The following is a 21,354-nucleotide window of genomic DNA, read 5'->3' as shown; positions in this document are numbered from 1 at the left end:
TCGAAGGGAGCCCCACACGATGCGCTTCACATCCCCCGAATTGCTGTCGAGCGAGATCCTGCTGGGCATCGAGGATCTGCTTGACGTCGTGCTGACCGAGAATGGGCTGTGCGACCGCTACGCCGATGCGTCGCCCGGCGATGCCATCGTCTATCACATCGGCCTGCTCGCCCGCGATCGCGACAAGGTCGCCTCCGAGCTGCCGCCAGAGCGCCGCGAGGATCTCGAAGCCGTCGCGCGGCGCGTCTGGGCGATGGCGGAAGCCGGCCTCGGTCATCCCGTGCAGCGCCGCGTCGCCGAAGGGCGCTGCGCCTATCTGCTGGTCGTCCGGCCTCGGCCGCTGAGTGCCCGCAGCGCGGCCGGCTACGTGCTGGCCGACCTGCTTGGCCGGGAGGCCGCGTGATGGGAAAACCCTCCCGCGATAAGGGATTGCGCCGCGAGCGCGCCATCGTCGAGCTGCACGTCAAGTGCGGCATCCGGGCCGAGCGCGTGCCGCTCTCCGGCGCCCTGCGCTATCGCGGCAACGGCGCCGACGTGGATCTCTACGTCCGCGGACCAGAGCCGCTCAAGGCGGAGGTCAAGGCGCGCGGCGAGGGCAGCGGCTTCCGCACACTGGAGCGCTGGCTCGGCAGTAACGACGTGCTGTTTCTCATTCGCGATCGCGCGACGCCCCTGGTGGTTGTGCCGCTGCATGTCTGGATGGAGATCATCCGCCTCAGCGCCGCGCAGGCGAACCCAGATGGCGATCGCGATCGTGCCCGCCGCGCGCGCCTGGCCGAGGAAGGCCCGCGGGCGCCGGCCGACGCGATCGCAGAGGTGACGCCGTGAGCCCACGCAACACCGTCCGCCCGCGCGCCGTCGGCGAAGCCCTCCGCGACCTGACCAGTGGCGCGCTGCTGGCTGGCGGCTTCGTCGCGCTCTGCTGGTTCGCCGGCTTGGTGACCATCCGATGAGCATCACCCCCTCAACCAACAGGACCACTATGACCAATCGAACGACTCTGGCGGAGCTGCGCGAGATGGACGCTGCGGCGGCGGCTTGGCTGCCCGTCGATCATCTGGCGCTGCTGCTGGAAGAGGTCGGGGCGCTGAAGGCCGACGCCAAGCACCTCGCTGACCTGCTGCATGACGCGCTGCATGCCCGGTATGGCGCCCCCGCGGCGGCGGCCCGTCGCGCCGAGGGCAAGGACACCGGCCGTGTCCGCATCGCGGATGACGCCTTCGAGGTCGTCGCCGACCTCCCGAAGAAAGCGTCGTGGGACCAGCCGAAGCTGGCCGCGGCGGTCGCCACCATCGTGTCCTGGGGCGAGGACCCCGCGGACTACGTCACCACCGAGATCCGAGTGCCGGAGAGCCGCTTCACGGCCTGGCCGCCGCGCATCCGTGCGGTGTTCGAGCCGGCGCGCACCGTCGCCACCGGCCGCCCCTCCTACACCCTCGAACAGAAGGACGCCGCGTGATGGCGCACGAGCTCCGCATCCAGGTCGTCATCCCGCTGCAGGGCGATGCCGTCGCCCGGGCGAAGGACGTCGCCGCCTTCGAGCCGACGCTCGACAGCTTCACCGAGGTCGTCGCGCGCGCCGGCGGCGACATCAAGGTCGACGTCATCAAGGCCAAGCCTCGTGCGGCAAAGCAGGAGGCGCACTGATGGCGATCTCCCTCGCATCCCTGCGCAGTAGCACCAGCCTCTCACCGCCGCGCCTGCTGCTCTACGGCGTGGCCGGTGTCGGCAAGACAGAGTTCGCCGCCGCGTCGCCTCGGCCCGTCATCCTGCAGACCGAGGATGGCCTCGGCCGGATCGAGGCGACCACCTTCGGGCTGCTGCGCAGCTTCGATGAGATCATGGAGGCTTTGGGCGCGCTCTACTCCGAGCCGCACGACTTCGAGACCCTGGTGGTGGACAGCCTCGATTGGCTGGAACCGCTAGTCTGGCAGCACACGGCGCGGACCCACAACCAGCCGGACATCGAGTCCTTCGGCTACGGCAAGGGCTATCTCGCCGCGTTGGATACCTGGCGCAGCTTCCTCGACGGCGTGAACGCGCTGCGCGACGAGCGCGGCATGGGCGTGATCCTCATTGCCCACGCCGAAATCAAGCGTTTCGACAGCCCCGAGACGGAACCCTACGACCGGTACCAGCCGAAGCTCCATCGCAGCGCCTCCGCGCTGGTGCAGGAGCATGTCGATGCCGTGCTCTTCGCGAACTATCGCGTCAGCACGCTGAAGTCGGACGTCGGCTTCAACAAGAAGGTGGTCCGCGGCGTCAGCGGCGGCGACCGCCTGCTGCACACCGCCGAGCGGCCGGCCTTCCTCGCGAAGAACCGCTTCGGGCTGGCCGAGACGCTGCCGCTGTCCTGGCCCGAGCTCGCCGCCGGCATCCCCTTCTACGCGACGCCGCCCAGCGCCGCGCCCGCCTCCACCACCGAAGCCCGGAGCTGACCCATGGCATCCCTCAATGGAACCTTTGACGCGACCGAAGTCGCCCCCGCCGTCCCGCTCGAGGTGCTGCCGCCCGGCAAATACCTCGCGCATCTGATCGAGAGCGAGATGCTGCCGACCAAGGCCGGCGACGGACAGTTGCTCAAGCTGGTGTTCGAGGTGCTGGAAGGCCCCTCCGCGCGCCGGAAGATCTTCGACCAGCTGAACCTGGTGAACCGCAACGAGCAGACGGTGGAGATCGCGCAGCGCACGCTGTCCGCCATCTGCCACGCGGTGGGCCAGGTGCATGTCAGCGACAGCGAACAGCTGCACTTCAAGCCGCTGATCGTGACGCTGAAGGTCGAGCCGGCCGGTCCCGACAAATACGGCGTGCACCGCGAGGCGCGGAACAAGGTGGCTGGCTACTCGGCGGCCAATGCCGGCGCGGCCACTGGCACCGCCCCGCGCCCTGCCAGCCCGGGGCCCCGCCCCCCCGCTGCGGCATCTCCGCCGGCCGCCCGGACCGGTGCCGCGGCCACCCCGCCCTGGCGCCGCAATGCCTGATCACCAGCCGGCAGGCTGCCCGCCGCCGGCCTCCCTCCCTCGAACCAGGATCAGGTCATGGCTGCCCTTCCTCCGCCCGCGTCCCCCACCGTCACCGCCATCTACGCGGCCTATGAGGCGGCGGCGGATAGCGGCTATCGCGCGCATCTCGGCGCCTCGCTGATCGGCACCGAGTGCGAGCGCGCCATCTGGTACGCCTTCCGCTGGGCCACGCGCGCCCGGCATGCTGGCCGGCTGCTGCGGCTTTTCGACACCGGCAATTTGGCCGAGGCCCGGTTCGTCGCCGACCTGCGCCGCATCGGCGTCACCGTCCTGGACCTGGATCCCGCGACGGGGCGCCAGTGGAACCTGCGCGATGCCTCCGGCCACTTCGGCGGCAGCATGGACGCTGTGGCGATCGGCCTGCCCGAGGCGCCGGCGACCTGGCACGTCTGCGAGTTCAAGACCCACAGCACCAAGTCCTTCGCCAAGCTGAAGGCCGAGGGCGTCGCCGCCTCCAAGCCGCTGCACTGGGCACAGATGCAGGCCTACATGCATCTCGCCGGCCTCGACCGGGCCTTCTACCTGGCGGTCTGCAAAGATACGGACGAGCTCTACCAGGAGCGCATCCGTCACGATGCCGAGGCGGGGCTGCGCATCCTGGCCAAAGCCGAACGCATCATCGGGGCGGCCAGGCCGCCGGCCCGCATCAGCCAGGATCCCGCGTGGTGGCAGTGCCGCTTCTGCGACCACCACGCCGTCTGCCACGCCGGTGCAGCACCGGCGCGGCATTGCCGGTCCTGCCTGCATGCCTCGCCGGTTCAGGGTGGTGACTGGCACTGCGCCCGGCACGGCGCCCCGCTGGACCGGCGCGACCAGGAGGCTGGCTGCGCGGCGCATCTCTATCTGCCGGACTTCGTGGCCGCCGAGCAGGTCGACGCCGGGGAGGATTGGGTCAGCTATCGTCTGCCGGACGGCACCGAATGGCGTGACGGCGTGCCCGCCGCGGCGCGGCCGGACATTGTCTCGCACCTGCCATGCCGGATCTGTCGCGCCACGATCTATCGGGTCGGGCCCGGCAAGGGGCCGCACATCGCCGAGCTGATCTGCAGCGCCTGCGAGACGGGCGGGCGCTGGCTCAGCAAGGTCGACGCCGTGGCGATGGGAGTGGCGGCATGACCCTCTCCCTCCGCCCGTACCAGCGCGCCGCCATCGAGGCGCTCTACGACTACTTCTCGGCCAGCAGCGGCAATCCGCTGGTCGTGATGCCGACCGGCACGGGCAAGAGCCTGTGCATCGCCGGTTTCACACGCGAGGCGATCGCCGCCTATGGCGACACCCGCGTGCTGATCCTCACCCACGTGAAGGAGCTCATCCAGCAGAACTTCATGGCGCTGCTGCGCGCCTGGCCGGAGGCGCCGGCCGGCATCTACTCCGCCGGGCTGTCGCGCCGCGACATCCATGCGCAGATCCTGTTCGCCGGCATCCAGTCCATCCACCGCCATGCGCGGCAGGTGCAGCGCTGCGACCTGGTGCTTATCGATGAGGCGCATCTGCTCGGCCGCGGCGACAGCGGCATGTACCGCTCCTTCCTCGCACAGCTGAACGAGATCAACGCGGGCCTGCTGAAGGTCGTGGGCTTCACCGCCACGCCATACCGGCTCGACAGCGGCATGCTGCACGAGGGGAAGGATCGCCTCTTCACGGACATCGCCTTCCAGGTGCCGGTGCTGGAAATGATCCAGCAGGGCTATCTCTGCCCTGTTGTCCCGAAGCAGACGGAGACGCAGCTCGACGTCGGCAGCGTCGGCACCCGCGGTGGCGAATTCATTGCCAAGGATCTCGAGGCGGCGGTGGATCGCGACGAGGTCACGCGCGCCGCTGTGGCCGAGATCGTCCAGCACGGCGAAGGCCGCGGCTCCTGGCTGGTCTTCTGCTCCGGCGTGGCCCATGCGCGCCATGTCCGCGATGCCATCCGCGAGCACGGCATCTCCGCCGAGACCGTGACCGGCGACACGCCAGGCCCGGAACGGGACGGCATCCTGGCGGCGTTCAAGGCGGGGCGGCTGCGCTGCGTCACTAACGCCAATGTCCTGACCACCGGCTTCGACGCACCGGGGGTGGACCTGATCGCGCTCCTCCGCCCCACGAAGAGCGTGGGGCTCTACGTGCAGATGGTGGGCCGCGGCACGCGCCTCGCCGAAGGCAAGGACGACTGCCTGGTTCTGGACTTCGCCGGCAACACGGCGCGGCACGGCCCGATCGACACAGTGGATGGGCGCAAGAAGGAACCCGCCGGCGACGGCGAGGCGCCGATCAAGGTCTGCCCGGAATGCCAGACCATCAACCATGCCAGCGCGCGGCACTGCATCGAGTGTGATCACGAGTTCCCGCCGCCGGTCGTGAAGGTGGCGCCGCAGGCGGCGTCGAACGCGCTGCTCTCGACGCAGATCCATGCGGCCTGGTGCGACGTCACCGGCATCACCTATGCCCGGCACGACAAGCCCGGCAAGCCGGCGTCGCTGCGGGTGACCTACGAATGCGGCCTCGCGCGGCACAGTGAATGGGTCTGCTTCGAGCACACCGGCTTCCCGCGCGACAAGGCCGTGGGTTGGTGGCGGCGCCGCGCCGGCAATCTTCCGCCTCCTTCGACGGTCGACGAGGCGCTGGAACAGCTCGACCAGTTGCGCCGCCCCATCGCGATCCAGGTGCGGCCGGCCGGCCAGTACACCGAGATCGCCGCGGCGAGGTTCGTGTGAGATGCGCCGCCTGTCGTCTCCGCACCGCTCGCGGCTTTGGCTGGTTCGATCCGCGCGTGCGGACCAGCGAACCGCTGCCGGCCTGTTCCATGCGCTGCATGAACGCTCTCTGCCGGAGGTGGGGCGTGGTTGATCCCGACGAGCACGAGATTGCCGCAATCGCGGCGGCCAGCCCCATGGCGGGCGAGTACCTGGAGAGCATCGGCAAGACCGATCTCGCGGCGCTGACCGAGGCCGAGTGGCTGACGCTGCTGGAGGTGATCATCACCGCCTACCAGGACGAGCTCGCGCGCCTGCTGGATCAGGGTCGCCATCCGGCGCCACCGCTCGCCGCGGGTGGCCGCCCATGAGCGGCGTTACCTCCGCCCGAGAGGTCGCGCGCCGGCTCGGCATCTCGCACACCGCGGTCCAGAAGGCTGAACGCGCTGGGCGGATCGCGCGGGAACCGAGTGGCGCCTGGGACATCGACAAGGTCCGGGCCGGGCTCGCGACCAAGAGCGCTCCGGCGCCGCGCAAGCCGTATCGTCCACGCGCCAAGCAGCCGCCTTGGGCCAGGGCTGCGCACCACCTTGGCGAGCTTGCGTCGGACATTCGCGGTCCGGCACGCGGGATCCACGCCGAGCTGGAGCGGGCGCGCCAGGCGCTCGAACGCGCCGCCCGCCAGATGGCCGCGCTCTATCCCGAAATTCTGCGCCTGGAGCGCGCGTGCGACGCCGCCATTGCCGCGCAGGAAGGAGGCAGCGAGTGACGGATGCCCCCTCCTTTATGGCCGATTACGGCGAGCGCCTGGTCGATAACGGCTATTCGGTCATCCCGATCATGCCGGGCACCAAGGTGCCGGGGCGCTTCACGGGCGGGGAGTGGTCGCCCTATCCCGACTGGGCGCGTCACTGCGACCGGCCGACGAAGTCCTTCGAGGTGGACATCTGGCGCCGCTGGCCCGGCTGCGGCGTCGGCATCGCCACCGGCGCCGTTGTGGGCATCGACATCGATATCGTGGACGGCGCGCTGGCCATCCAGATCGCCGAGCTCGCCACCTCCATGCTGGGCGACACCCCCTGCCTGCGCATCGGCCGCGCCCCGAAGCGGCTGCTCGTCTATCGCGCGGCCACCCCCTTCGCCGGCCGCAAGCGCCATCCCCTGGAGCTGCTGGCGCGCGGCCAGCAATTCGTCGCCTATGCGGTGCACCCCGACACCGGCCGCCCCTATGACTGGCCGGTGGACAGCCTGGTGGAGCTGCCGCTCTCGCGCCTCCCTGTGGTGGACGAAGCGGGATGTGCCGCCTTCCTCGACGCTGCCTGGCGGCTCGTGCCCGACGAGGTCCGGGTCAACTCGATCCTGGCGGACGCACCGACCAGCAGCTGGCGTGGCCCGAGTGACCCGAAGGGCACGCGGGACGCCATCGCGGCGGCGCTGGCCTGGCTGCCGAATGACGACCTGCCCGGCAACGAGTGGATCACCGTCGGCGCCGCCATCAAGGCCGCGATCGGCGAGGAAGGGCGCGACCTCTGGCTCGACTGGTCACGGCGGTCCGGGAAATCAGGGCAGTCGGGTCGATCCGACACCCCCGAGCGGCGCTGGGCGTCGCTGCGACCGCACAGCGTTGGCGCGGGGAAGATCTATTGGCTGGCCGAGCAGCGCGGCTGGGTGCCGGATCCCGCGCTGACGCTGAACGGCACGGCGGCGGAGCAGGCGGCACAGCCGCATCCTGCGGCGGGGCTTCTGGCGAAGGTCGCGGTCGCGCCGCTGCCTATCGCTCCGCCGCCGAAGCCCTATCGCGTCCCGCCCGAGCTGCTGCAGGTGGATGGCGCGCTGCGCCTGTTCGTGGACTACGCCACGGCCAGCGCCGTCAGCCCGCAGCCGTTCCTCTCGCTCGGCGCCGCCATCTGCCTGGTCGGCGCCATTGCTGGCCGCCGGTATCGCACGCCCACCGATCTGCGCAGCAACGTCTACGCCATCGGCATCGCCGACAGCGGCGGCGGCAAGGACCACGCCCGGCGCTGCGCGAAGCGAGCGATCTACGCCGCAGGCCTGGACCGATACCTCGGCGGCGAGGATCTCGCCTCCTCGGCCGGGCTGCTCACGTCCCTGCAGCGTCATCCAGCCCGCTTGTTCCAGGTCGATGAATTCGGTCAGTTCCTTAAGCTGGTCCTGAACCAGCGCGCGCCGGCGCATAAGGCCGCGATTTGGTCGGAGCTGACGAAGCTCTACACCTCGGCGGCCGAGCCCTACATCGGCGCCGAATACGCCGACCAGAAGGCGCGGCCGCGCGTCACCATCGAGCAGCCCTGCGCCTGCATCTGGGGCGTCACCGTTCCGGGCCCGCTGTGGACGGCGCTGGAAGGTGGCGCGCTGGCGGACGGCTCCATCGCGCGCTTCCTGGTCTTCCTGACGGACGACGACTACCCCGAGCGCAACGAGGCCCCGGCGCCGATGGACCCGCCGGCGGCGCTGGTGTCGGCATTGCAGGCGATCGCGCGCGGCGTGCCCGGCCACAGCCATGGCGGGAACATCGCCGATGCCATGGAATCCTCGGCGCCGATCCACGCCTACACGGTGCCGCTGACCCCGGACGGCGAGGCGGCCATGGCTCGCGTCCGCCGCGAAGCCACCGACCTCCTGCGGTCGCACCGTGGCACCTACGCCACGGCGCTCTTCGGCCGATACGCCGAGAACGCGGCGAAGCTGGCGATGATCGCCGCGGTCAGTCGTGATCCCGCCCGGCCCATCACGGAGGCCCGCGACGTCACCTGGGCCTCGGCGCTGGTCGAGCACTGCATCGGCACGCTGCTGCGCGAAGCCGAGCGTCTTGTCGCCGACACGCCAGCGCATTCCCGCATCAAGAAGGTCCTCGAGGTCATCCGCAAGGCCGGCCGGATCAGTCGCAGCGCCTTTGTCCGGAAGACGCAGTTCCTCTCAAAGGCGGAGCGGGAGGACGCCATCGCCACGCTGCTCGACAGCAAGCAGATCGCGATCGAGGTCACGCAGAACGCCTCCGGCCCCGGCACCAGCTGGATCATCGCCACCGAACCACAGGAGGGCTTGAAGAGTGATGCTGCATGACGCGCGCAAACCCGCGGAAAACGGGACTCTTCAACAATTCAACTTCTCACGCGGGCGTATGCAGACGTTCGGGCGGGGGCGCGGGGGAGAGAGACCCATTGAAGAGTTTGAAGAATTGAATAGTTATATTGATCAGATACTTAGGCCTCTCCCACCCCCTCGACTCTTCACCACCCTTCAAGAACGCGGTCAGGGGAGGCAGGCGTGAGCATGCCTGGCGCGCCCTTGCCGCCCCGCTCGTCCCTCGACCGCGGAAGCCGCAGCGCAACCACCACGCCCGAGATGGAGACCCTGCGTCGCCAGGTCTGGCAGCAGCAGGGTGTCGTCTCGCTGCACCTCGAGGACATCACCGATCCCTGGCTGCGCCAGGCAATTCAGAACGAAGCCGTGCGGCGCTGGGGCCCGCGGCAGCAGGAGAACACCCATGGCCGGTAAGCGGAAGGCAAAGGCCTCGAAGCGGAACGAGGCCCTCGGGCCGTCGAAGTGGCGGATGCAGCATGGCGGGTTCTCGGAGCCGATCCGTGAGGCCGATCCCGAGACTGGCCTGCCGGTCGTGCACCGTCGCACGGTCGACACCCTCGGCCAGATGCTGGCCAACGGCACCATCACGCAGGAGATGCACGATGCCGGTGCCGTGTTCCGCCGGCAGTTCCGCGTCGCGGCGCTGGATCAGCTGCGCGCCATGCCGCTGATGCGCATTCCAGGCGGCTCCGGTGATTCCCTCTCCGATCGCCAGATCGCTGCCCGGGAGCAGGTCGCGCGCGCAGTCATGGCGCTGGGCGGCTTCGAAAGCGCCGCCGGCTCCTGCGTCTGGCACGTGGTCGGGCTGGAATGCTCCGTGCGTGAATGGGCGCTGCGTCAGGGCTGGGGCGGGCGGAGCGTTGGGCATGCGCAGGCCCAGGGCATGTTGGTGGCGGCGCTCGGCGTGCTGGCGGTGGTATACGGCCTCGTGCCGCGGCAGCGGGCCGCCTAACCGGTCACTCCATGCCGAGCACGAAGGCGGCGGCCTCGCCGATCAGCGTGAATGGCAGGGCCGGATGATGGGCCAGGATGGCGTCGTGCACCGCCTTGCTCGTGTGTCGACCCTGGTGAAGGGATCAGGAGGTCGCCGCGCAGCCCGCGCGGCGGCCAGCGTCGAGACGCTCAGCCACGGCGGAGGAAGGCGGGGCGGCTCGCCATCGGGCATGCGGACGCATATCGCCCCTATGAGAACAATACAAGAACATGATAGAGAGGCCGTGCTCACGAAGGAGGACGGTCATGGCAGCACGGCAGCGGGCGGCGATGCGCCCTCTCGATGCGGCGCTGGTGCGTTTGCAGACCATGGCGGCGCGCGGAGTTCAGCCGACCCGTATGGCGCGGGAAGTCGAGATCATCGTCGGCGAATGGCTTGGTGAGGCGGATGCCGATCCGGCTGACGTCAGAACTCGGCTCGACGAGCTGCACGAGCAGCTGGCCTGCGGTGTCGTCGATGCCGAGGAGCAGGTGTCCTATGTCGATCCCGACGAAGCAGCCGCGGTGAAGCAGGCCGGCGTCACCTTGGCGGCGTTGGTCGCGACGCGGGATGCGGTGGAGCGCGCACGCAACGCGCTGTCGGGGGCGTAGCCAGCACGGCGCTGCCGCGATCGCTGCTGACAGGCTTTCTTGGCTTCGCTATGGCACGCGCTCTGCAACGGAGATCCAGTCTGTGTCGAAGAAGTTCCTGACCGACGTCATCGCAAATTCCACCGACTTGTCCGGCGTCGCGGCGACCAAGCTGGCTGGCGACATCATCGAGGCGATCAAGGGTGAGATCGTCGCGAGCGGCCGTTTCACGATCCCCGACTTCGGCGCCTTCGTCGTGCGCGAGACGCCGAAGCGCACGGCGCTGAATCCGCGCACGGGTGAGAAGGTGCCCGTGAAGGCGGGTGCGACGGTGAAGTTCAAGGCGAGCCCGGCCCTGAAGACGGCGGCGCTGGGCGGCCTCAAGAAGGCCAAGCGCAAGGCTGCGAAGGGCTGAGACAGCGCGCGACGGCCGCTCCGCGCTGTTACAATTCACCCGCTGGCGAAGCGGAATCCGCATCTCGTAGACTCTCCCCACGATGATGAATTGCGGGTGCAGCCTTCTGCACCGCGGCTCGCCAGCCACAGCGTCGCTCAATCGAGACAGTGGCTCACGAGCCGCAGGGTCCTTCCTGGGCCAGGCGTATGCGGGGGGCGGAAGCGCGCAACATCGCTAGCGCCAGGCCGGAAATATGGTTTGCGGTTTGCAGCCTTTCCGCGCGGCTTCAGATCGTTAGCTGCAAACCAAGGCCGGGCCTCTGCCCTGCAAACCACCTGCAAACCGGATGGCATCATGACGCTCCCCTGGATGGCAGCGAAGATCCTGCTGCGCCCGGTGGCGGAGCTGCGCCCGCATGCCGGCAACGCCCGCGTGCACAGCGCCGCGCAGCTGGAGCAGATCAAAGCCAGCATGCTGGCCTTTGGCTTCACGAACCCGCTGCTGGTGGATGAGGACGGCGTGCTGATCGCCGGCCACGGCCGGCTCGAGGCCGCAACGGCGCTCGGCATGGCGAAGGTGCCGGTGATCGTGCTGCGGCACCTGTCCGCGGCGCAGAAGGAGGCGCTGCGGCTCGCTGACAACCGCATCGCGGAGAATGCGACTTGGGACCAGGCGCTGCTGCGGGAGGCGCTCGCCGCGGTGCAGGCGGCGCAGGACATCGACCTCGGCGCGCTCGGCTTCTCGGCGGATGAGCTCGCGGACATCCTCGCGGCGGCTGGAGATGCCGTGTCTGACGGCGACGCGCCCGAGGCCCTGTCCGCGGATCCCGCCGAGGGGGGCGGCGCGACTGGCGCGGCGGCAGCGGAGGATGCGCCGGCGGAAGACCCCGCCGATGCTGATCCGGAGGCGCCGCGCCACGCCGTCACCCGCCCCGGCGATCTCTGGCTGCTCGGCGAGCATCGTTTGCTCTGCGGCGACAGCACTGACGCCGCGTCGGTGGCGCGCGTGATGGGCGACGACCGTGCGGCGCTGTTGTTCACCTCTCCGCCCTATGGGAACCAGCGGGACTACACCACCGGCGGCGTCACGGATTGGGACGCTCTGATGCAGGGTGTGTTCCAGCATCTCGACGCAGCTATGCGGCCGGATGGCCAGGTGTTGGTGAACCTCGGCCTGATCCATCGCGACAATGAATGGCAGCCCTATTGGTCTGGGTGGCTCGACTGGATGCGCGCCCGCGGCTGGCGCCGCTTCGGCCTCTACACCTGGGACCAGGGACCTGGCCTGCCCGGCGACTGGAACGGTCGCCTCGCACCCGCCTTCGAGCTGGTCTTCCACTTCAACCGCCAGGCCCGGCAGGCGAACAAGATCGTGCCCTGCAAATGGGCCGGCACGCCGAACAAGGGCAGCGGCCTGCGCGCCGCTGACGGCACCATCTCGGAATACCAGCACGCCGGGCTGCCGGTGCAGGACTTCCGCATCCCCGACAACGTGCTGCGCCTGACCCGCCACAAGGGCCGCGGCATCGAGACCGAGCACCCCGCGGTGTTCCCGGTCGTGCTGCCGGAATTCCTCATGCGCACTTACACGGACGAGGGCGCGGTCGTGTTCGAGCCCTTCGGCGGCAGCGGCACCACCATTCTCGCTGGCCAGCGGACCGGACGCGCTGTCCGCGCGATCGAGCTGGCGCCAGCCTATGTCGATCTGGCGGTGGCACGGTGGCGCATGCTGCAGCCCGACCTGCCCGCGACGCTGGCGGATGACGGGCGCGATTACGATGCCGTTGCCGCAGCGCGCACGGAGGTCACCGCCAATGCAGCCTGATCTCGTGGTCTCCACCCTGCCGGTCGTGGCGCTGGTCCCCTATACCGAGAACGCGCGCACGCATTCGCCGACTCAGGTGACGCAGATCGCAGCCTCCATCGCCGAGTTCGGCTTCGTGAACCCGGTGCTGGTCGATGCCGAAGGCGTGCTGATCGCCGGCCACGGCCGCGTTATGGCCGCGAAGCACCTCGGGCTCGCCTCCGTGCCAGTGCTGCGGCTCGGCCATCTCTCTCCCGCGCAGGCGCGTGCTCTGCGGCTCGCGGACAATCAGATCGCGCTGAACTCCGGATGGGACGAGGCGCTGCTCGCGGCAGAGATCGCGCGCATCCGCGACGAGGCGGTGGTCGACCTGGACGTGCTCGGCTTCTCCGGGATGGAGTTGGACCGGCTGCTGGCAGCCGCCGATGCCGGCCTTGCGGATGATGCCGACGAGGCGCCGCCACTGCCGGTCACTCCCGTCACGCGCACCGGCGACCTCTGGTGCTGCGGCGAGCACCGCCTGCTCTGCGGCGACGCAACGAAGCTGGGCGACGTGCAGCGCGCCCTCGGCGCCGGCCATCTCGCCGACATGGGCTTCGTTGATCCACCCTACAATGTGGCCTACGAGGGCGGCACTGCGGCGCGCATGACCATCGCCAACGACGCGCTCTGCGGCGGCTTTCCCGAGTTCCTGCGGCCCGCGCTGGCCAACCTGCTCTCGGTCACCAAGGGCGCCTGCTACGTCTGCATGTCTTCCTCCGAATGGCCGACGCTGCATCGCGTCTGGCAGGAGGCGGGCGGCAAATGGTCCAGCACCATCATTTGGGCGAAGAACACCTTCGCGCTCGGTCGCGCCGACTACCACCAGCAGTTCGAGGCCATGCTGTACGGCTGGCGCCAGGGCAGCCAGCATTATTGGTGCGGCGCCCGCGACCAGGGAAATGTCTGGCACTTCGACAAGCCGGCGCGCAACGACCTGCACCCGACGATGAAGCCGGTGGCGCTGGTCGAGCGCGCCATCCGCAACAGCAGCAAGCCGCGCGACACGGTGCTGGACTGCTTCGGCGGCTCGGGCACCACCATGATCGCGGCGGAGCGCATCGGGCGGCGCGCCGTCCTGCTGGAGATCGACCCCGCCTATACCGATGTCATCGTGCGGCGCTGGCAGGAGACAACCGGCGAGGCCGCCGTGCTTGAGGGTGATGATCGCATCTTTGCCGATGTCGCCGCCGCACGCGACGACAACGCCAGGCCATACTGTGGTCCTGGATCAGGGTAGACCAGGAGCTACAGCCCTTCGGGCTCCTGCATCCAGGCAGGAATGTCGCGCTGCGCATGCAGCACACGCCAGACGTCGAGGTGGTCCTCCCGCTCGACGTAGAACACCAGATACGGGTAGCGCCGCAGCGGCCAGGCACGGAGCCCTTCCAGCCGCAACTCGAAGGCATAGCGCGGCGAGCCCACCGCCGGATGCTGCGCGATCCGCCGGAAGGCCTGCTCCAACGCGTCAATGAAGGCCAGCGCGACCGGCTCGCCGGCTTCCGCCACGTAGTGAGCGATGGCCTGGTCGATCTCGCGCTGTGCCGCCTCTCGCGGAATGACCGGCTTGGCGGTCACGCCTGCGTTTGTCGGCGGACGCGGCGGCGCAGCGTGTTGAAGTAGGCGTCATCCGCCGGCGCTGCCGGAGCAGATGCCGCGCCGTCCAGCAGCAGGCCTCGCAGGCGCTCACGCTCCTGATCCTTGCGGATCAGCTCGCGGACGTACTCGCTGCTGGTGCTGTACCCACGCGCGGCGACCTGCTCATCCACGAAGGATTTCAGCCCGTCCGGCAGGGAGACATTCATGGTGCCCATGGGCCAGACGATACCTGGGTTTGGCAAAAATTGGCAAGAATGATGCACGCCGGGGGGCGCTCCAGGCCGGCGCCCGGCATGATCATGATGTGATCGAGGCCGCCGAAACATAGCAATTCTGCGCCTCTGCATCTTGCTTGGCTCGTGCGCGGCACAGCGCGAATGGTCCGTCACACGCAGGGGATGCCCTGCACCACGACGGAGACGACCATGACCGACCGAAAAGCCCGCGCCGCCCGCAACCAGGAACGCAGCCTGGCCGCCTTCCTGGCGAAGAAGGCCGAATTCGATGCCCTCCTCGCGGAACTCACCCAGGCCAGCGCGGACCATTTCGGCGCGGACCCCGAGACGGTGCTTTGGGGCGAAGCGGCCTGGCTTTCGGATGCAACATCGAAGCTAAAGGACATCGCGGATCAGCATTTCCGCCGCGGCGAATACGAAACCTGAAGCGGGCCACTCCCGCACCGCCCCGACCGGCAGCGCCGGCGGGGCTCCCGGCAGTAGGGGCCGATGACCGGCACCCAGAACCGGAGACCACCACGATGACCAAGCTTTCCGACAGCCAGCGCGTGATCCTGAGCGCCGCCGCGCAGCACGAGATGGGCCTCGCCCGCGCGCCGAAGACCCTGCCGGCCGCGGCCCGCAACGCGGTTTTCCGCAGCCTGATCAAGAACAACCTGCTCACCGAGATCAACGCGCCGCGGAAGCATGTCGGCCTGGGCTGGCGGCAGGACGACGACGGCACCTGGATCGTGGCGCGCATCACCGACGAGGGGCTGCGCGCCATCGGCATCGACCCGAACGAGGGCGACGCAGGGGCCGGCGAGCCCGACTGCTCGGGCATCGAGGGCAGCGTGGCCGACACGGCGCCCACGGGCGCGGACGACGCCGCCGAGGGGGATGCCCCCGCGGAGGAAGCCGAACCCGCCCAGGGCGCGCCCACACCCGCCCCGCGCGCCAGCCTGCGCGATGCCGCTGCGGCGGTTCTGGCCGCCTGGGACGCCAGCCCGGCGCAGGACGCGACCGACAACCCGATCAGCCGCGCCATCGAAGTCCTCCGCGCCGCCCTCGCCGGCAAGCCTGCCCGCGTCGCGCGCGAGCCCGGCGCCCCGCGGAAGCCGCGCGAAGGCACGAAGCAGGAGCAGGTCCTCGCCCTGCTCCGCCGCGAGGAGGGCGCCACCATCGCGCAGATCTGCGAGGCCACAGGCTGGCAGGGTCACACGGTCCGCGGCTTCTTCGCGGGCCTGAAGAAGCGCCAGGGGATCGAAGTGCAGGTGCTGGAGCGCGTCCGCCAGGTCGGCCCGAACAGGGAGGGCGCCCGCGGCTCCTACACAGTTTACCACCTGCCGGTCTGACACCCAGGCTGGACGCGTCGAGGGCCCGCCGCCGGAGGGTAGCGGGCCCTTACCTGTTGTGAGCATCACGCGCGGCGGGAGGTCGCCGCCATGCCGGAACTGACCGCCTCGACGCGCGAGGCCGCGCGGCGCCTCGGCGTCAGCGACACCGCCATCCACAAGGCCGAACGGGCTGGCCGCATCGCCAGAGAGCCGGACGGCCAGTGGGACATCGATAAGACTCGCCGCCGACTGGTGGAGACAGCCGATCCCGCCCGCTCGCCGCCGGCCGGCAGCGCTGGCGCCGAGGGCACGCCCTTTGCCCGGCTCAAGGTGGCGCAGCTCGCGCTGAAGGTTGAGGCGCAGCGCCTCTCGCTGGATGAGACCAAGCGTCGCCTGCTCGACGTCACCGAGGCTAACGCCGCGCTGGACGAGATCGGCAGCACGATGCGCGACGCGCTGCTGAACTGGCCCGCCCGCGTGTCGGGCCTGATCGCCGCCGAGATCAGCGTCGACCCGCATCTGCTGCAGACCATCCTGCAGAGCCACATCAACGACCTGCTGACGGAGGCGGCCGATCGCTTCGATCCATCAGGCCTCGGAGGGGACCGGCCTTCGCAGCCGTGAGCATGTGCGCCGCCGCGTCGGCGCCATGCTCCGCCCGCCGCCGCAGCTCACCGTCTCGGAATGGGCCGAGCGGCATCGCATGCTCGGCAGCCGGGCGTCGGCCGAGCCAGGGCCATGGCGCACCAGCCGCACGCCCTATCTGAAGGACGTGATGGACGCGCTGTCGGCGGTGCATCCCGCTCGGCGCGTCGTCTTCATGAAGGGCGCGCAGGTCGGCGCCACGGAAAGCGGAAACAACTGGCTGGGTTATATCATGCACCACGTGCCGGCGCCCGCGCTGGCCGTGCAGCCGACCGTGGAACTGGCCAAGCGCTTCTCGCGCCAGCGCATCGACCCGCTGCTGGAGGAAACACCGGCGCTGCGGGAGCGGGTCGCCCCGGCCCGGGCGCGCGACAGCGGCAACACCATGCTGTCGAAGGAATTTCCCGGCGGGATCCTGGTGCTGACGGGTGCGAACAGCGCGGTCGGGCTGCGCTCGATGACGGCGCGGTTCCTGTTCCTTGATGAGGTGGACGCCTATCCGGGCGACGTCGCCGGCGAGGGCGACCCCATTGCCTTGGCCGAGGCGCGCGCTCGCACCTTTGGCTGGCGTCGCAAGGCCTTCCTGGTCAGCACGCCCACCATCGCCGGCCGCAGCCGTATCGAGCGGGAGTACCTGGCGTCCGACCAGCGCCGGTTCTTCGTGCCGTGCCCCGAATGCGGCGAGATGCAGTGGCTGCGCTTCGAGCGGCTGCTCTGGGAGAGGGGCGCGCCGGAGACGGCGCGGTATCACTGCTCGGCCTGCGACTACCCGATGCAGGAGCACGACAAGACCGCCATGCTCGGCGGCGGGGAATGGCGCGCGACGGCCGAGGGCCAGGATCCGCACACGATCGGCTTCCACATCTCGGCGCTCTACTCGCCGGTGGGCTGGCTGTCCTGGGCGCAGATCGCTCGGGATTGGGAGGCAGCGCAGGGCAAGCCCGAGGACATCAAGACTTTTCGGAACACCGTGCTGGGCGAGACCTGGCAGGAGCAGGGTGAGGCGCCGGATTGGGAGCGGCTCGTCGAGCGCCGCGAGGATTTCGCCATGGGCGTCGTGCCTGCGGGCGCGCTGGTGCTGACCGCCGGCGTGGACGTGCAGGATGATCGCCTGGAATGCGACGTCTGGGGCTGGGCCGAGGGGTTTTCGTCGTGGCTGGTCGATCACGTCGTCATCCAGGGCAGCCCGCGGGAGCGGGAACCCTGGGACGAGTTGGCCCGCCTCCTCGGCCGCGACTGGCCGCGCCACGGGGGCGGCGCCATGCGCATCGCCCGCCTCTGCGTCGACACCGGCGGCCGCGACACCGCCGCCGTCTATGGCCATCTGCGCCGGCTGCGCGATCCGCGCATCGCGCCGACCAAGGGCGTCGATGGCTGGAACCGGGCGCAGCCGGTGCAGGGCCCGACGCCGGTGGATGCGCTGGTCGATGGTCGGAAGCTCCGGCGGGGCCTGAAGCTCTGGACGGTCTCGGTCTCGACCTGGAAGGCCGACCTGTACCGCCGGCTCTGGCTCGGCCGCGGCGACGCCGAGGAATTCCCGCCCGGCTGGGTGCATCTGCCGCGGGGCATCGAGGCGGAGTGGGTCAAGCAGCTGGTCGCCGAGCAGCTGCGCACCACCAAGGATCGTCGCGGCTTCGCCCGGCAGGAATGGGCGAAGCTCAGGGAACGGAACGAAGCGCTGGACTGCGCCGTGCTGGCCCGCGCGGCGCTCTGGCTGCTCGGCGCCGACCGCTATGGCGAGCGGTTTTGGGCGCAGCTGCGCGAGCAGGTCGCCAACGCCCCGCTCCAACCGAGCGAGCTTCCCATCGGCGGGCATGTCGCTCCGCCACCGCCACCGCCGGCCGCGTCCGACGCCCATCGTCCGCGTGGCTGGCTCGCGCCGCACCATGGCTGGCTGCGCTGAACCTGGAGATCTCCATGACCGCAATCGTGCCCGTGCGCACCAGCATCGCCGCCGGCCAGGCGCTGAGCGGACCCGTCGCCAGCGTCGGCTACGGCGTCTGCCTGCTGCTGCTGCCGGCCGCCTGGACCGACGCGCCACTCACCCTGCAGGGCTCGCTCGACGAGGGCGAGCCTGCTGCCTGGGCTGACCTCTACGACCATCTCGGCAACGAGGTGGTGCTGACCGTCGCCGCCGGCCGGGCACTCACCCTGCCGCCCACGCTTCTGCTCGGCTGGCGCTGGCTCAGGCTGCGCTCCGGCCTCGCCGCCGCGCCAGTGAACCAGACCGCGGAGCGGCTGCTCGTCCTCGGTATCCGGCCGCTCGCATGACCGCGCTGTTCCAGCACTACCTGCCGCCAGCGCCGGCGATGCTGCCCTACGTCTCGGGGCGGTTCTACGCCTCGCAGCATGCACGTGCGGTGGGCGGCGCCGTCGCGATGCCGGCGAACCGACTGTATTGCGTGCCCTACGTGCTGGCGCGTCCCGGGCTGTTCTCGGCCATGGCTGTGAGCGTGACGACTGGCGCCGCCGGCCTGCTGCGCATGGCCTTGACTGCCGACGATGGCACTGGGCATCCGGGGCGCCTCATCGAAGAGCCGGTCGCAGACGCCGACACCACTTCCGCCGGCAACGCGCTCTGCCCCTTCGTGCAGCCGCGCTGGATCCCGGCCGGCACCTGGTGGCTACTGTTCTGCTTTTCCGGCGCGCCATCGGTGCGTGGCACCAGCACCCAGGCCTTCAGCGGCGGGAACACGCTGCTGCTCGGCTCGGCCGCGGCGGATGGCGGCGCCGGTGGCGGCACCACCGGCAGCGAGAATGGCTTCTTCGCGGCGCTGACCTATCAGGCCGGCGTGCCGATCATGCCGAACCCGCCAAGCGGGCTGTCCTATCTGGTCAACGCGGCGGCGCCGCTGCCGACGCTGCGGGCGGCCTGATGGATCCGACTGTCCTCGCCTGGGCGTTGGCGCAGCCAGCGGGCAGTCGCGCCGCCACTCTCGCGGCGGCCTACACCGGCGGCACCACGCGCGTCACCTTCGATGGGCGCACCGTGGAGTATCGCGGCCTCGACGAACTCGGCCAGGCGCTTGCGGCGCTGCATGGCGCGGAGAACAGCGCGGCGCGCCGACCTTCTGTTACGCTCGCACGGTTTGGGCGCGGCGTTCTGCGGTGAGCGAGTCTGGCAAGACGTTGGTGTCGACGACGGCGGCCTCACCCATCGCCTCGCATCAGCGCCATGATCTCCTCGGTGGTCATGCCGGCGCTTGCGCGGCCTCGCAGCTTGGCAAAGCGGCTTGGTGGGCGCGTCGCAGGCCCCTCGTTGCTCACCTTGCTGAGAACCACCCGCCCGTCTTCGGCGACTTCGAACCTGACCAAGCTGCCTGGAGCGACGCCGAGCAGGTCGCGGACCTCCTTGGGGATGGTGACCTGACCTTTGGTCGTGACCGTCGTGGCCATGGGGCACTCCTCCAGTACCAAATCGATCGGCAGTCCTTACCAGGGACATGGCACGCCCGGCTTCCAGCGGAGAGTATGGGATGATCGAGCGCCTGCGCGCAGCCTGGCAGGTGCTGCGCGGCTATGCCGCTGCGCAGGAGCAGCGAGCCTCTGCCTGGGCGCCCTCGGGTGGCAGCGCCAATGCCGAGGTCGGCCTGGCCGCGGCGACGGTCGCCCGCCGCGCGCGCGATGCCGTCCGCAACGATCCCTATGCCAGCCGCATCGTCGATCTGTGGACCGGCAATGCGGTCGGCGCGGGCATCACCACGCGATGGCCCGACGATGCGCACGGCCGCGCCTGGCAGCGCTGGGCGGAGAGCACCGCCTGTGACGCCGAGGGACGGCTCGACCTCTACGGCCTGCAGGCGCTGGTGATGCGGGCGGTGGTCGAGAGCGGCGAGTGCTTCGTGCGCTTCCTGATGGTGGCGCCATCGCCCACCAACCCGATCGGCCTCCGCCTGCAGGTGTTGGAGGCAGACCACCTCGACACGGCACGGAACGGGATGGTGGAGGGCGCCGCGACCATCCAGGGCATCGCGCTCGGCGAGGCCGGTGCGCCGATCGGCTACTGGCTGCACCGCGTCCACCCCGGCACCGCCGGGATCCTGCCGGGCGCGACCTGGCAGAACAGCGAGCGCATGCCGGCCAGCGACGTGCTGCACGTCTATCGCAAGCGCCGGCCCGGCCAGTTGCGCGACGTCTCCTGGCTCGCCCCGGTGCTGCTGCGGCTGCGCGACCTCGGCGATTACGAGGCCGCGCTGCTGATGAAGGCCAAGATCGAGGCCTGCCTCGCCGCGGTGGTGTCGGAGGAGGGCGACGAGGCCCTGACCGGCGCCGCCGCAGGATTGCTCCGCGACGCCCAGGGCCGCGCCGTCGAGAGCTTTGAGCCCGGCATGATCCTGTATCGCCGCGGCATGGGCTCGGTGGAGGTGGTGAACCCCTCGGGTGGCGGCAGCCACGCCGCCTTCGCCCGCCGCGCGCTCGAGGCCGCCGCCGTCGGCGCCGGGCTCACCTACGACCAGGTCTCCGGTGACCTGACGCAGGCGAACTACTCCTCGCTGCGTGCCGGCAAGATCGAGTTCCGGCGCCTCTGCGAGCAGGTGCAATACGGCATGTTGATCCCGATGCTGGTGCGCCCCATCGCGGAGCGCTTCCACGCGCAGGGGGCGCTGCTCGGGCTTTGGGGGATGGAGATGCCGGACGGCGTCAGCCACGTGCCCCCGGCGCACGAGATGATCGATCCGGTCAAGGACACCGCCGCCCTGATCGCCCAGGTGCGCGCCGGCTTCGTGCCGCAGCCCGAGGCCGCTGGTGCCTTCGGCTACGATTTCCGCGCGGCGGTGGAGATGATCCGCGAGGCCAACGCCCTGCTCGACGAGGCCGGCATTTCCCTCGACACCGATCCGCGCCGGGTCGCGAAGTCCGGCGCGGCGCAGGATGCCGCACAGATGGCCGCGGTCGAGATTGCTGCCACCGGCGCCGCGGCGCCACCCCGCGAGATCCCAGCACAGGGCTGAC

Annotated in this window: 29 protein-coding genes; 26 read left to right on the top strand and 3 right to left on the bottom strand. The window is 70.2% G+C overall.

The window, feature by feature from the left end:
* The first annotated feature begins 19 nt into the window (after positions 1-19).
* The 18 genes from E8M80_RS15735 to E8M80_RS15655 all read left to right on the top strand — a co-directional run bounded on the left by E8M80_RS15735 (position 20) and on the right by E8M80_RS15655 (position 13,845).
* Positions 20-403 (top strand): hypothetical protein, encoded by a 384-nt coding sequence (locus tag E8M80_RS15735; RefSeq protein ID WP_137126659.1) that lies wholly within the window; start codon positions 20-22, stop codon positions 401-403.
* A 26-nt stretch (positions 404-429) separates the two neighbouring features.
* Positions 430-828, top strand: coding sequence for a hypothetical protein (locus tag E8M80_RS15730; protein ID WP_137126658.1), 399 nt, complete (start codon positions 430-432; stop codon positions 826-828).
* On the top strand, positions 825-953 hold the full coding sequence (locus tag E8M80_RS26860) for a hypothetical protein (RefSeq protein ID WP_255467533.1): 129 nt from the start codon (positions 825-827) through the stop codon (positions 951-953). The genes E8M80_RS15730 and E8M80_RS26860 overlap by 4 nt, the downstream gene beginning before the upstream one ends.
* A gap of 29 nt (positions 954-982) precedes the next feature.
* Positions 983-1,459, top strand: coding sequence for a hypothetical protein (locus tag E8M80_RS15725; protein ID WP_137126657.1), 477 nt, complete (start codon positions 983-985; stop codon positions 1,457-1,459).
* A complete protein-coding gene (locus E8M80_RS15720; RefSeq protein ID WP_137126656.1) occupies positions 1,459-1,647 on the top strand; it encodes a hypothetical protein in 189 nt (62 codons plus the stop codon). Before E8M80_RS15725 ends, E8M80_RS15720 begins: the two co-directional genes overlap by 1 nt.
* Positions 1,647-2,438 (top strand): ATP-binding protein, encoded by a 792-nt coding sequence (locus E8M80_RS15715; protein ID WP_137126655.1) that lies wholly within the window; start codon positions 1,647-1,649, stop codon positions 2,436-2,438. Before E8M80_RS15720 ends, E8M80_RS15715 begins: the two co-directional genes overlap by 1 nt.
* Positions 2,439-2,441: 3 nt before the next feature.
* Positions 2,442-2,981, top strand: coding sequence for a DUF669 domain-containing protein (locus E8M80_RS15710; RefSeq protein WP_137126654.1), 540 nt, complete (start codon positions 2,442-2,444; stop codon positions 2,979-2,981).
* Between the two features lie 57 nt (positions 2,982-3,038).
* Positions 3,039-4,139 (top strand): PD-(D/E)XK nuclease family protein, encoded by a 1,101-nt coding sequence (locus tag E8M80_RS15705; protein ID WP_137126653.1) that lies wholly within the window; start codon positions 3,039-3,041, stop codon positions 4,137-4,139.
* Positions 4,136-5,719, top strand: coding sequence for a DEAD/DEAH box helicase (locus tag E8M80_RS15700; protein WP_137126652.1), 1,584 nt, complete (start codon positions 4,136-4,138; stop codon positions 5,717-5,719). The genes E8M80_RS15705 and E8M80_RS15700 overlap by 4 nt, the downstream gene beginning before the upstream one ends.
* 125 nt (positions 5,720-5,844) lie before the next feature.
* The gene (locus E8M80_RS15695) at positions 5,845-6,069 is read left to right on the top strand and encodes a DUF6511 domain-containing protein (protein ID WP_137126651.1); all 225 of its coding nucleotides are present in this window, start codon (positions 5,845-5,847) and stop codon (positions 6,067-6,069) included.
* Positions 6,066-6,467, top strand: coding sequence for a hypothetical protein (locus tag E8M80_RS15690; protein WP_137126650.1), 402 nt, complete (start codon positions 6,066-6,068; stop codon positions 6,465-6,467). Before E8M80_RS15695 ends, E8M80_RS15690 begins: the two co-directional genes overlap by 4 nt.
* Positions 6,464-8,782: a bifunctional DNA primase/polymerase gene (locus E8M80_RS15685; RefSeq protein WP_137126649.1), complete on the top strand. Its 2,319-nt coding sequence runs from the start codon at positions 6,464-6,466 to the stop codon at positions 8,780-8,782. Before E8M80_RS15690 ends, E8M80_RS15685 begins: the two co-directional genes overlap by 4 nt.
* 210 nt (positions 8,783-8,992) lie before the next feature.
* The gene (locus E8M80_RS15680) at positions 8,993-9,217 is read left to right on the top strand and encodes a hypothetical protein (RefSeq protein ID WP_137126799.1); all 225 of its coding nucleotides are present in this window, start codon (positions 8,993-8,995) and stop codon (positions 9,215-9,217) included.
* Entirely contained in the window at positions 9,207-9,755 is a 549-nt protein-coding gene (locus E8M80_RS15675; RefSeq protein ID WP_137126648.1) for a DUF6456 domain-containing protein, read from the top strand. Before E8M80_RS15680 ends, E8M80_RS15675 begins: the two co-directional genes overlap by 11 nt.
* A 287-nt stretch (positions 9,756-10,042) precedes the next feature.
* Positions 10,043-10,387 carry a hypothetical protein gene (locus tag E8M80_RS15670; RefSeq protein ID WP_137126647.1) on the top strand — a complete coding sequence of 115 codons (345 nt, stop codon included), beginning with the start codon at positions 10,043-10,045 and terminating at the stop codon, positions 10,385-10,387.
* Positions 10,388-10,469: 82 nt separating this feature from the next.
* Positions 10,470-10,781: an HU family DNA-binding protein gene (locus E8M80_RS15665; RefSeq protein ID WP_137126646.1), complete on the top strand. Its 312-nt coding sequence runs from the start codon at positions 10,470-10,472 to the stop codon at positions 10,779-10,781.
* 336 nt (positions 10,782-11,117) lie between these two features.
* Positions 11,118-12,587, top strand: a complete 1,470-nt coding sequence (locus E8M80_RS15660; protein ID WP_137126645.1) for a site-specific DNA-methyltransferase — start codon at positions 11,118-11,120, stop codon at positions 12,585-12,587.
* A complete protein-coding gene (locus E8M80_RS15655) occupies positions 12,577-13,845 on the top strand; it encodes a site-specific DNA-methyltransferase (RefSeq protein ID WP_137126644.1) in 1,269 nt (422 codons plus the stop codon). Before E8M80_RS15660 ends, E8M80_RS15655 begins: the two co-directional genes overlap by 11 nt.
* Positions 13,846-13,853: 8 nt before the next feature.
* Here E8M80_RS15655 and E8M80_RS15650 read toward each other — a convergent pair whose 3' ends face one another.
* Together E8M80_RS15650 and E8M80_RS15645 are read right to left on the bottom strand one after the other, a co-directional pair.
* Positions 13,854-14,183: a type II toxin-antitoxin system RelE/ParE family toxin gene (locus E8M80_RS15650; RefSeq protein ID WP_137126643.1), complete on the bottom strand. Its 330-nt coding sequence runs from the start codon at positions 14,181-14,183 to the stop codon at positions 13,854-13,856.
* Entirely contained in the window at positions 14,180-14,419 is a 240-nt protein-coding gene (locus E8M80_RS15645) for a type II toxin-antitoxin system ParD family antitoxin (protein ID WP_137126642.1), read from the bottom strand. Before E8M80_RS15645 ends, E8M80_RS15650 begins: the two co-directional genes overlap by 4 nt.
* A 210-nt stretch (positions 14,420-14,629) precedes the next feature.
* On the opposite strand from E8M80_RS15645, the gene E8M80_RS15640 reads away from it, so the two are divergent.
* The 7 genes from E8M80_RS15640 (at position 14,630) to E8M80_RS15610 (ending at position 19,513) form a co-directional block, all read left to right on the top strand.
* A complete protein-coding gene (locus tag E8M80_RS15640) occupies positions 14,630-14,866 on the top strand; it encodes a hypothetical protein (protein ID WP_137126641.1) in 237 nt (78 codons plus the stop codon).
* Between the two features lie 95 nt (positions 14,867-14,961).
* Positions 14,962-15,774 carry a DUF3489 domain-containing protein gene (locus E8M80_RS15635; protein WP_240790067.1) on the top strand — a complete coding sequence of 271 codons (813 nt, stop codon included), beginning with the start codon at positions 14,962-14,964 and terminating at the stop codon, positions 15,772-15,774.
* Between the two features lie 90 nt (positions 15,775-15,864).
* Positions 15,865-16,380, top strand: a complete 516-nt coding sequence (locus tag E8M80_RS15630) for a hypothetical protein (protein WP_137126640.1) — start codon at positions 15,865-15,867, stop codon at positions 16,378-16,380.
* Between the two features lie 25 nt (positions 16,381-16,405).
* Complete coding sequence (locus E8M80_RS15625) at positions 16,406-18,304, top strand: phage terminase large subunit family protein (RefSeq protein ID WP_137126639.1); 1,899 nt, start codon at positions 16,406-16,408, stop codon at positions 18,302-18,304.
* A gap of 14 nt (positions 18,305-18,318) precedes the next feature.
* Positions 18,319-18,672: a hypothetical protein gene (locus tag E8M80_RS15620; protein WP_137126638.1), complete on the top strand. Its 354-nt coding sequence runs from the start codon at positions 18,319-18,321 to the stop codon at positions 18,670-18,672.
* Positions 18,669-19,277 carry a hypothetical protein gene (locus E8M80_RS15615; protein ID WP_137126637.1) on the top strand — a complete coding sequence of 203 codons (609 nt, stop codon included), beginning with the start codon at positions 18,669-18,671 and terminating at the stop codon, positions 19,275-19,277. The genes E8M80_RS15620 and E8M80_RS15615 overlap by 4 nt, the downstream gene beginning before the upstream one ends.
* On the top strand, positions 19,277-19,513 hold the full coding sequence (locus tag E8M80_RS15610; protein WP_137126636.1) for a phage head-tail joining protein: 237 nt from the start codon (positions 19,277-19,279) through the stop codon (positions 19,511-19,513). The genes E8M80_RS15615 and E8M80_RS15610 overlap by 1 nt, the downstream gene beginning before the upstream one ends.
* Positions 19,514-19,551: 38 nt before the next feature.
* On the opposite strand, the gene E8M80_RS15605 is transcribed toward E8M80_RS15610, so the two are convergent.
* Entirely contained in the window at positions 19,552-19,797 is a 246-nt protein-coding gene (locus E8M80_RS15605; protein WP_137126635.1) for an AbrB/MazE/SpoVT family DNA-binding domain-containing protein, read from the bottom strand.
* An 80-nt stretch (positions 19,798-19,877) separates the two neighbouring features.
* Between E8M80_RS15605 and E8M80_RS15600 the strand changes: the two genes are divergently transcribed.
* Positions 19,878-21,353, top strand: a complete 1,476-nt coding sequence (locus E8M80_RS15600) for a phage portal protein (RefSeq protein ID WP_240790066.1) — start codon at positions 19,878-19,880, stop codon at positions 21,351-21,353.
* The last annotated feature ends 1 nt before the right edge of the window (position 21,354 follow it).

The organism is Roseomonas sp. HF4, assembly GCF_005222755.1.
GTDB lineage: Bacteria > Pseudomonadota > Alphaproteobacteria > Acetobacterales > Acetobacteraceae > Neoroseomonas.
Note: the sequence above shows the minus strand (reverse complement) of the source record. Positions and strands in the feature narration are given on the sequence as shown.

Coding starts and splice junctions, on each gene's coding strand:
- E8M80_RS15735 (WP_137126659.1), top strand. CDS start 20: ATGCGCTTCACATCCCCCGAATTGCTGTCGAGCGAGATCCTGCTGGGC.
- E8M80_RS15725 (WP_137126657.1), top strand. CDS start 983: ATGACCAATCGAACGACTCTGGCGGAGCTGCGCGAGATGGACGCTGCG.
- E8M80_RS15720 (WP_137126656.1), top strand. CDS start 1,459: ATGGCGCACGAGCTCCGCATCCAGGTCGTCATCCCGCTGCAGGGCGAT.
- E8M80_RS15715 (WP_137126655.1), top strand. CDS start 1,647: ATGGCGATCTCCCTCGCATCCCTGCGCAGTAGCACCAGCCTCTCACCG.
- E8M80_RS15710 (WP_137126654.1), top strand. CDS start 2,442: ATGGCATCCCTCAATGGAACCTTTGACGCGACCGAAGTCGCCCCCGCC.
- E8M80_RS15705 (WP_137126653.1), top strand. CDS start 3,039: ATGGCTGCCCTTCCTCCGCCCGCGTCCCCCACCGTCACCGCCATCTAC.
- E8M80_RS15700 (WP_137126652.1), top strand. CDS start 4,136: ATGACCCTCTCCCTCCGCCCGTACCAGCGCGCCGCCATCGAGGCGCTC.
- E8M80_RS15690 (WP_137126650.1), top strand. CDS start 6,066: ATGAGCGGCGTTACCTCCGCCCGAGAGGTCGCGCGCCGGCTCGGCATC.
- E8M80_RS15680 (WP_137126799.1), top strand. CDS start 8,993: ATGCCTGGCGCGCCCTTGCCGCCCCGCTCGTCCCTCGACCGCGGAAGC.
- E8M80_RS15675 (WP_137126648.1), top strand. CDS start 9,207: ATGGCCGGTAAGCGGAAGGCAAAGGCCTCGAAGCGGAACGAGGCCCTC.
- E8M80_RS15670 (WP_137126647.1), top strand. CDS start 10,043: ATGGCAGCACGGCAGCGGGCGGCGATGCGCCCTCTCGATGCGGCGCTG.
- E8M80_RS15660 (WP_137126645.1), top strand. CDS start 11,118: ATGACGCTCCCCTGGATGGCAGCGAAGATCCTGCTGCGCCCGGTGGCG.
- E8M80_RS15655 (WP_137126644.1), top strand. CDS start 12,577: ATGCAGCCTGATCTCGTGGTCTCCACCCTGCCGGTCGTGGCGCTGGTC.
- E8M80_RS15645 (WP_137126642.1), bottom strand. CDS start 14,419: ATGGGCACCATGAATGTCTCCCTGCCGGACGGGCTGAAATCCTTCGTG.
- E8M80_RS15640 (WP_137126641.1), top strand. CDS start 14,630: ATGACCGACCGAAAAGCCCGCGCCGCCCGCAACCAGGAACGCAGCCTG.
- E8M80_RS15635 (WP_240790067.1), top strand. CDS start 14,962: ATGACCAAGCTTTCCGACAGCCAGCGCGTGATCCTGAGCGCCGCCGCG.
- E8M80_RS15630 (WP_137126640.1), top strand. CDS start 15,865: ATGCCGGAACTGACCGCCTCGACGCGCGAGGCCGCGCGGCGCCTCGGC.
- E8M80_RS15625 (WP_137126639.1), top strand. CDS start 16,406: ATGCTCCGCCCGCCGCCGCAGCTCACCGTCTCGGAATGGGCCGAGCGG.
- E8M80_RS15620 (WP_137126638.1), top strand. CDS start 18,319: ATGACCGCAATCGTGCCCGTGCGCACCAGCATCGCCGCCGGCCAGGCG.
- E8M80_RS15615 (WP_137126637.1), top strand. CDS start 18,669: ATGACCGCGCTGTTCCAGCACTACCTGCCGCCAGCGCCGGCGATGCTG.
- E8M80_RS15610 (WP_137126636.1), top strand. CDS start 19,277: ATGGATCCGACTGTCCTCGCCTGGGCGTTGGCGCAGCCAGCGGGCAGT.
- E8M80_RS15605 (WP_137126635.1), bottom strand. CDS start 19,797: ATGGCCACGACGGTCACGACCAAAGGTCAGGTCACCATCCCCAAGGAG.
- E8M80_RS15600 (WP_240790066.1), top strand. CDS start 19,878: ATGATCGAGCGCCTGCGCGCAGCCTGGCAGGTGCTGCGCGGCTATGCC.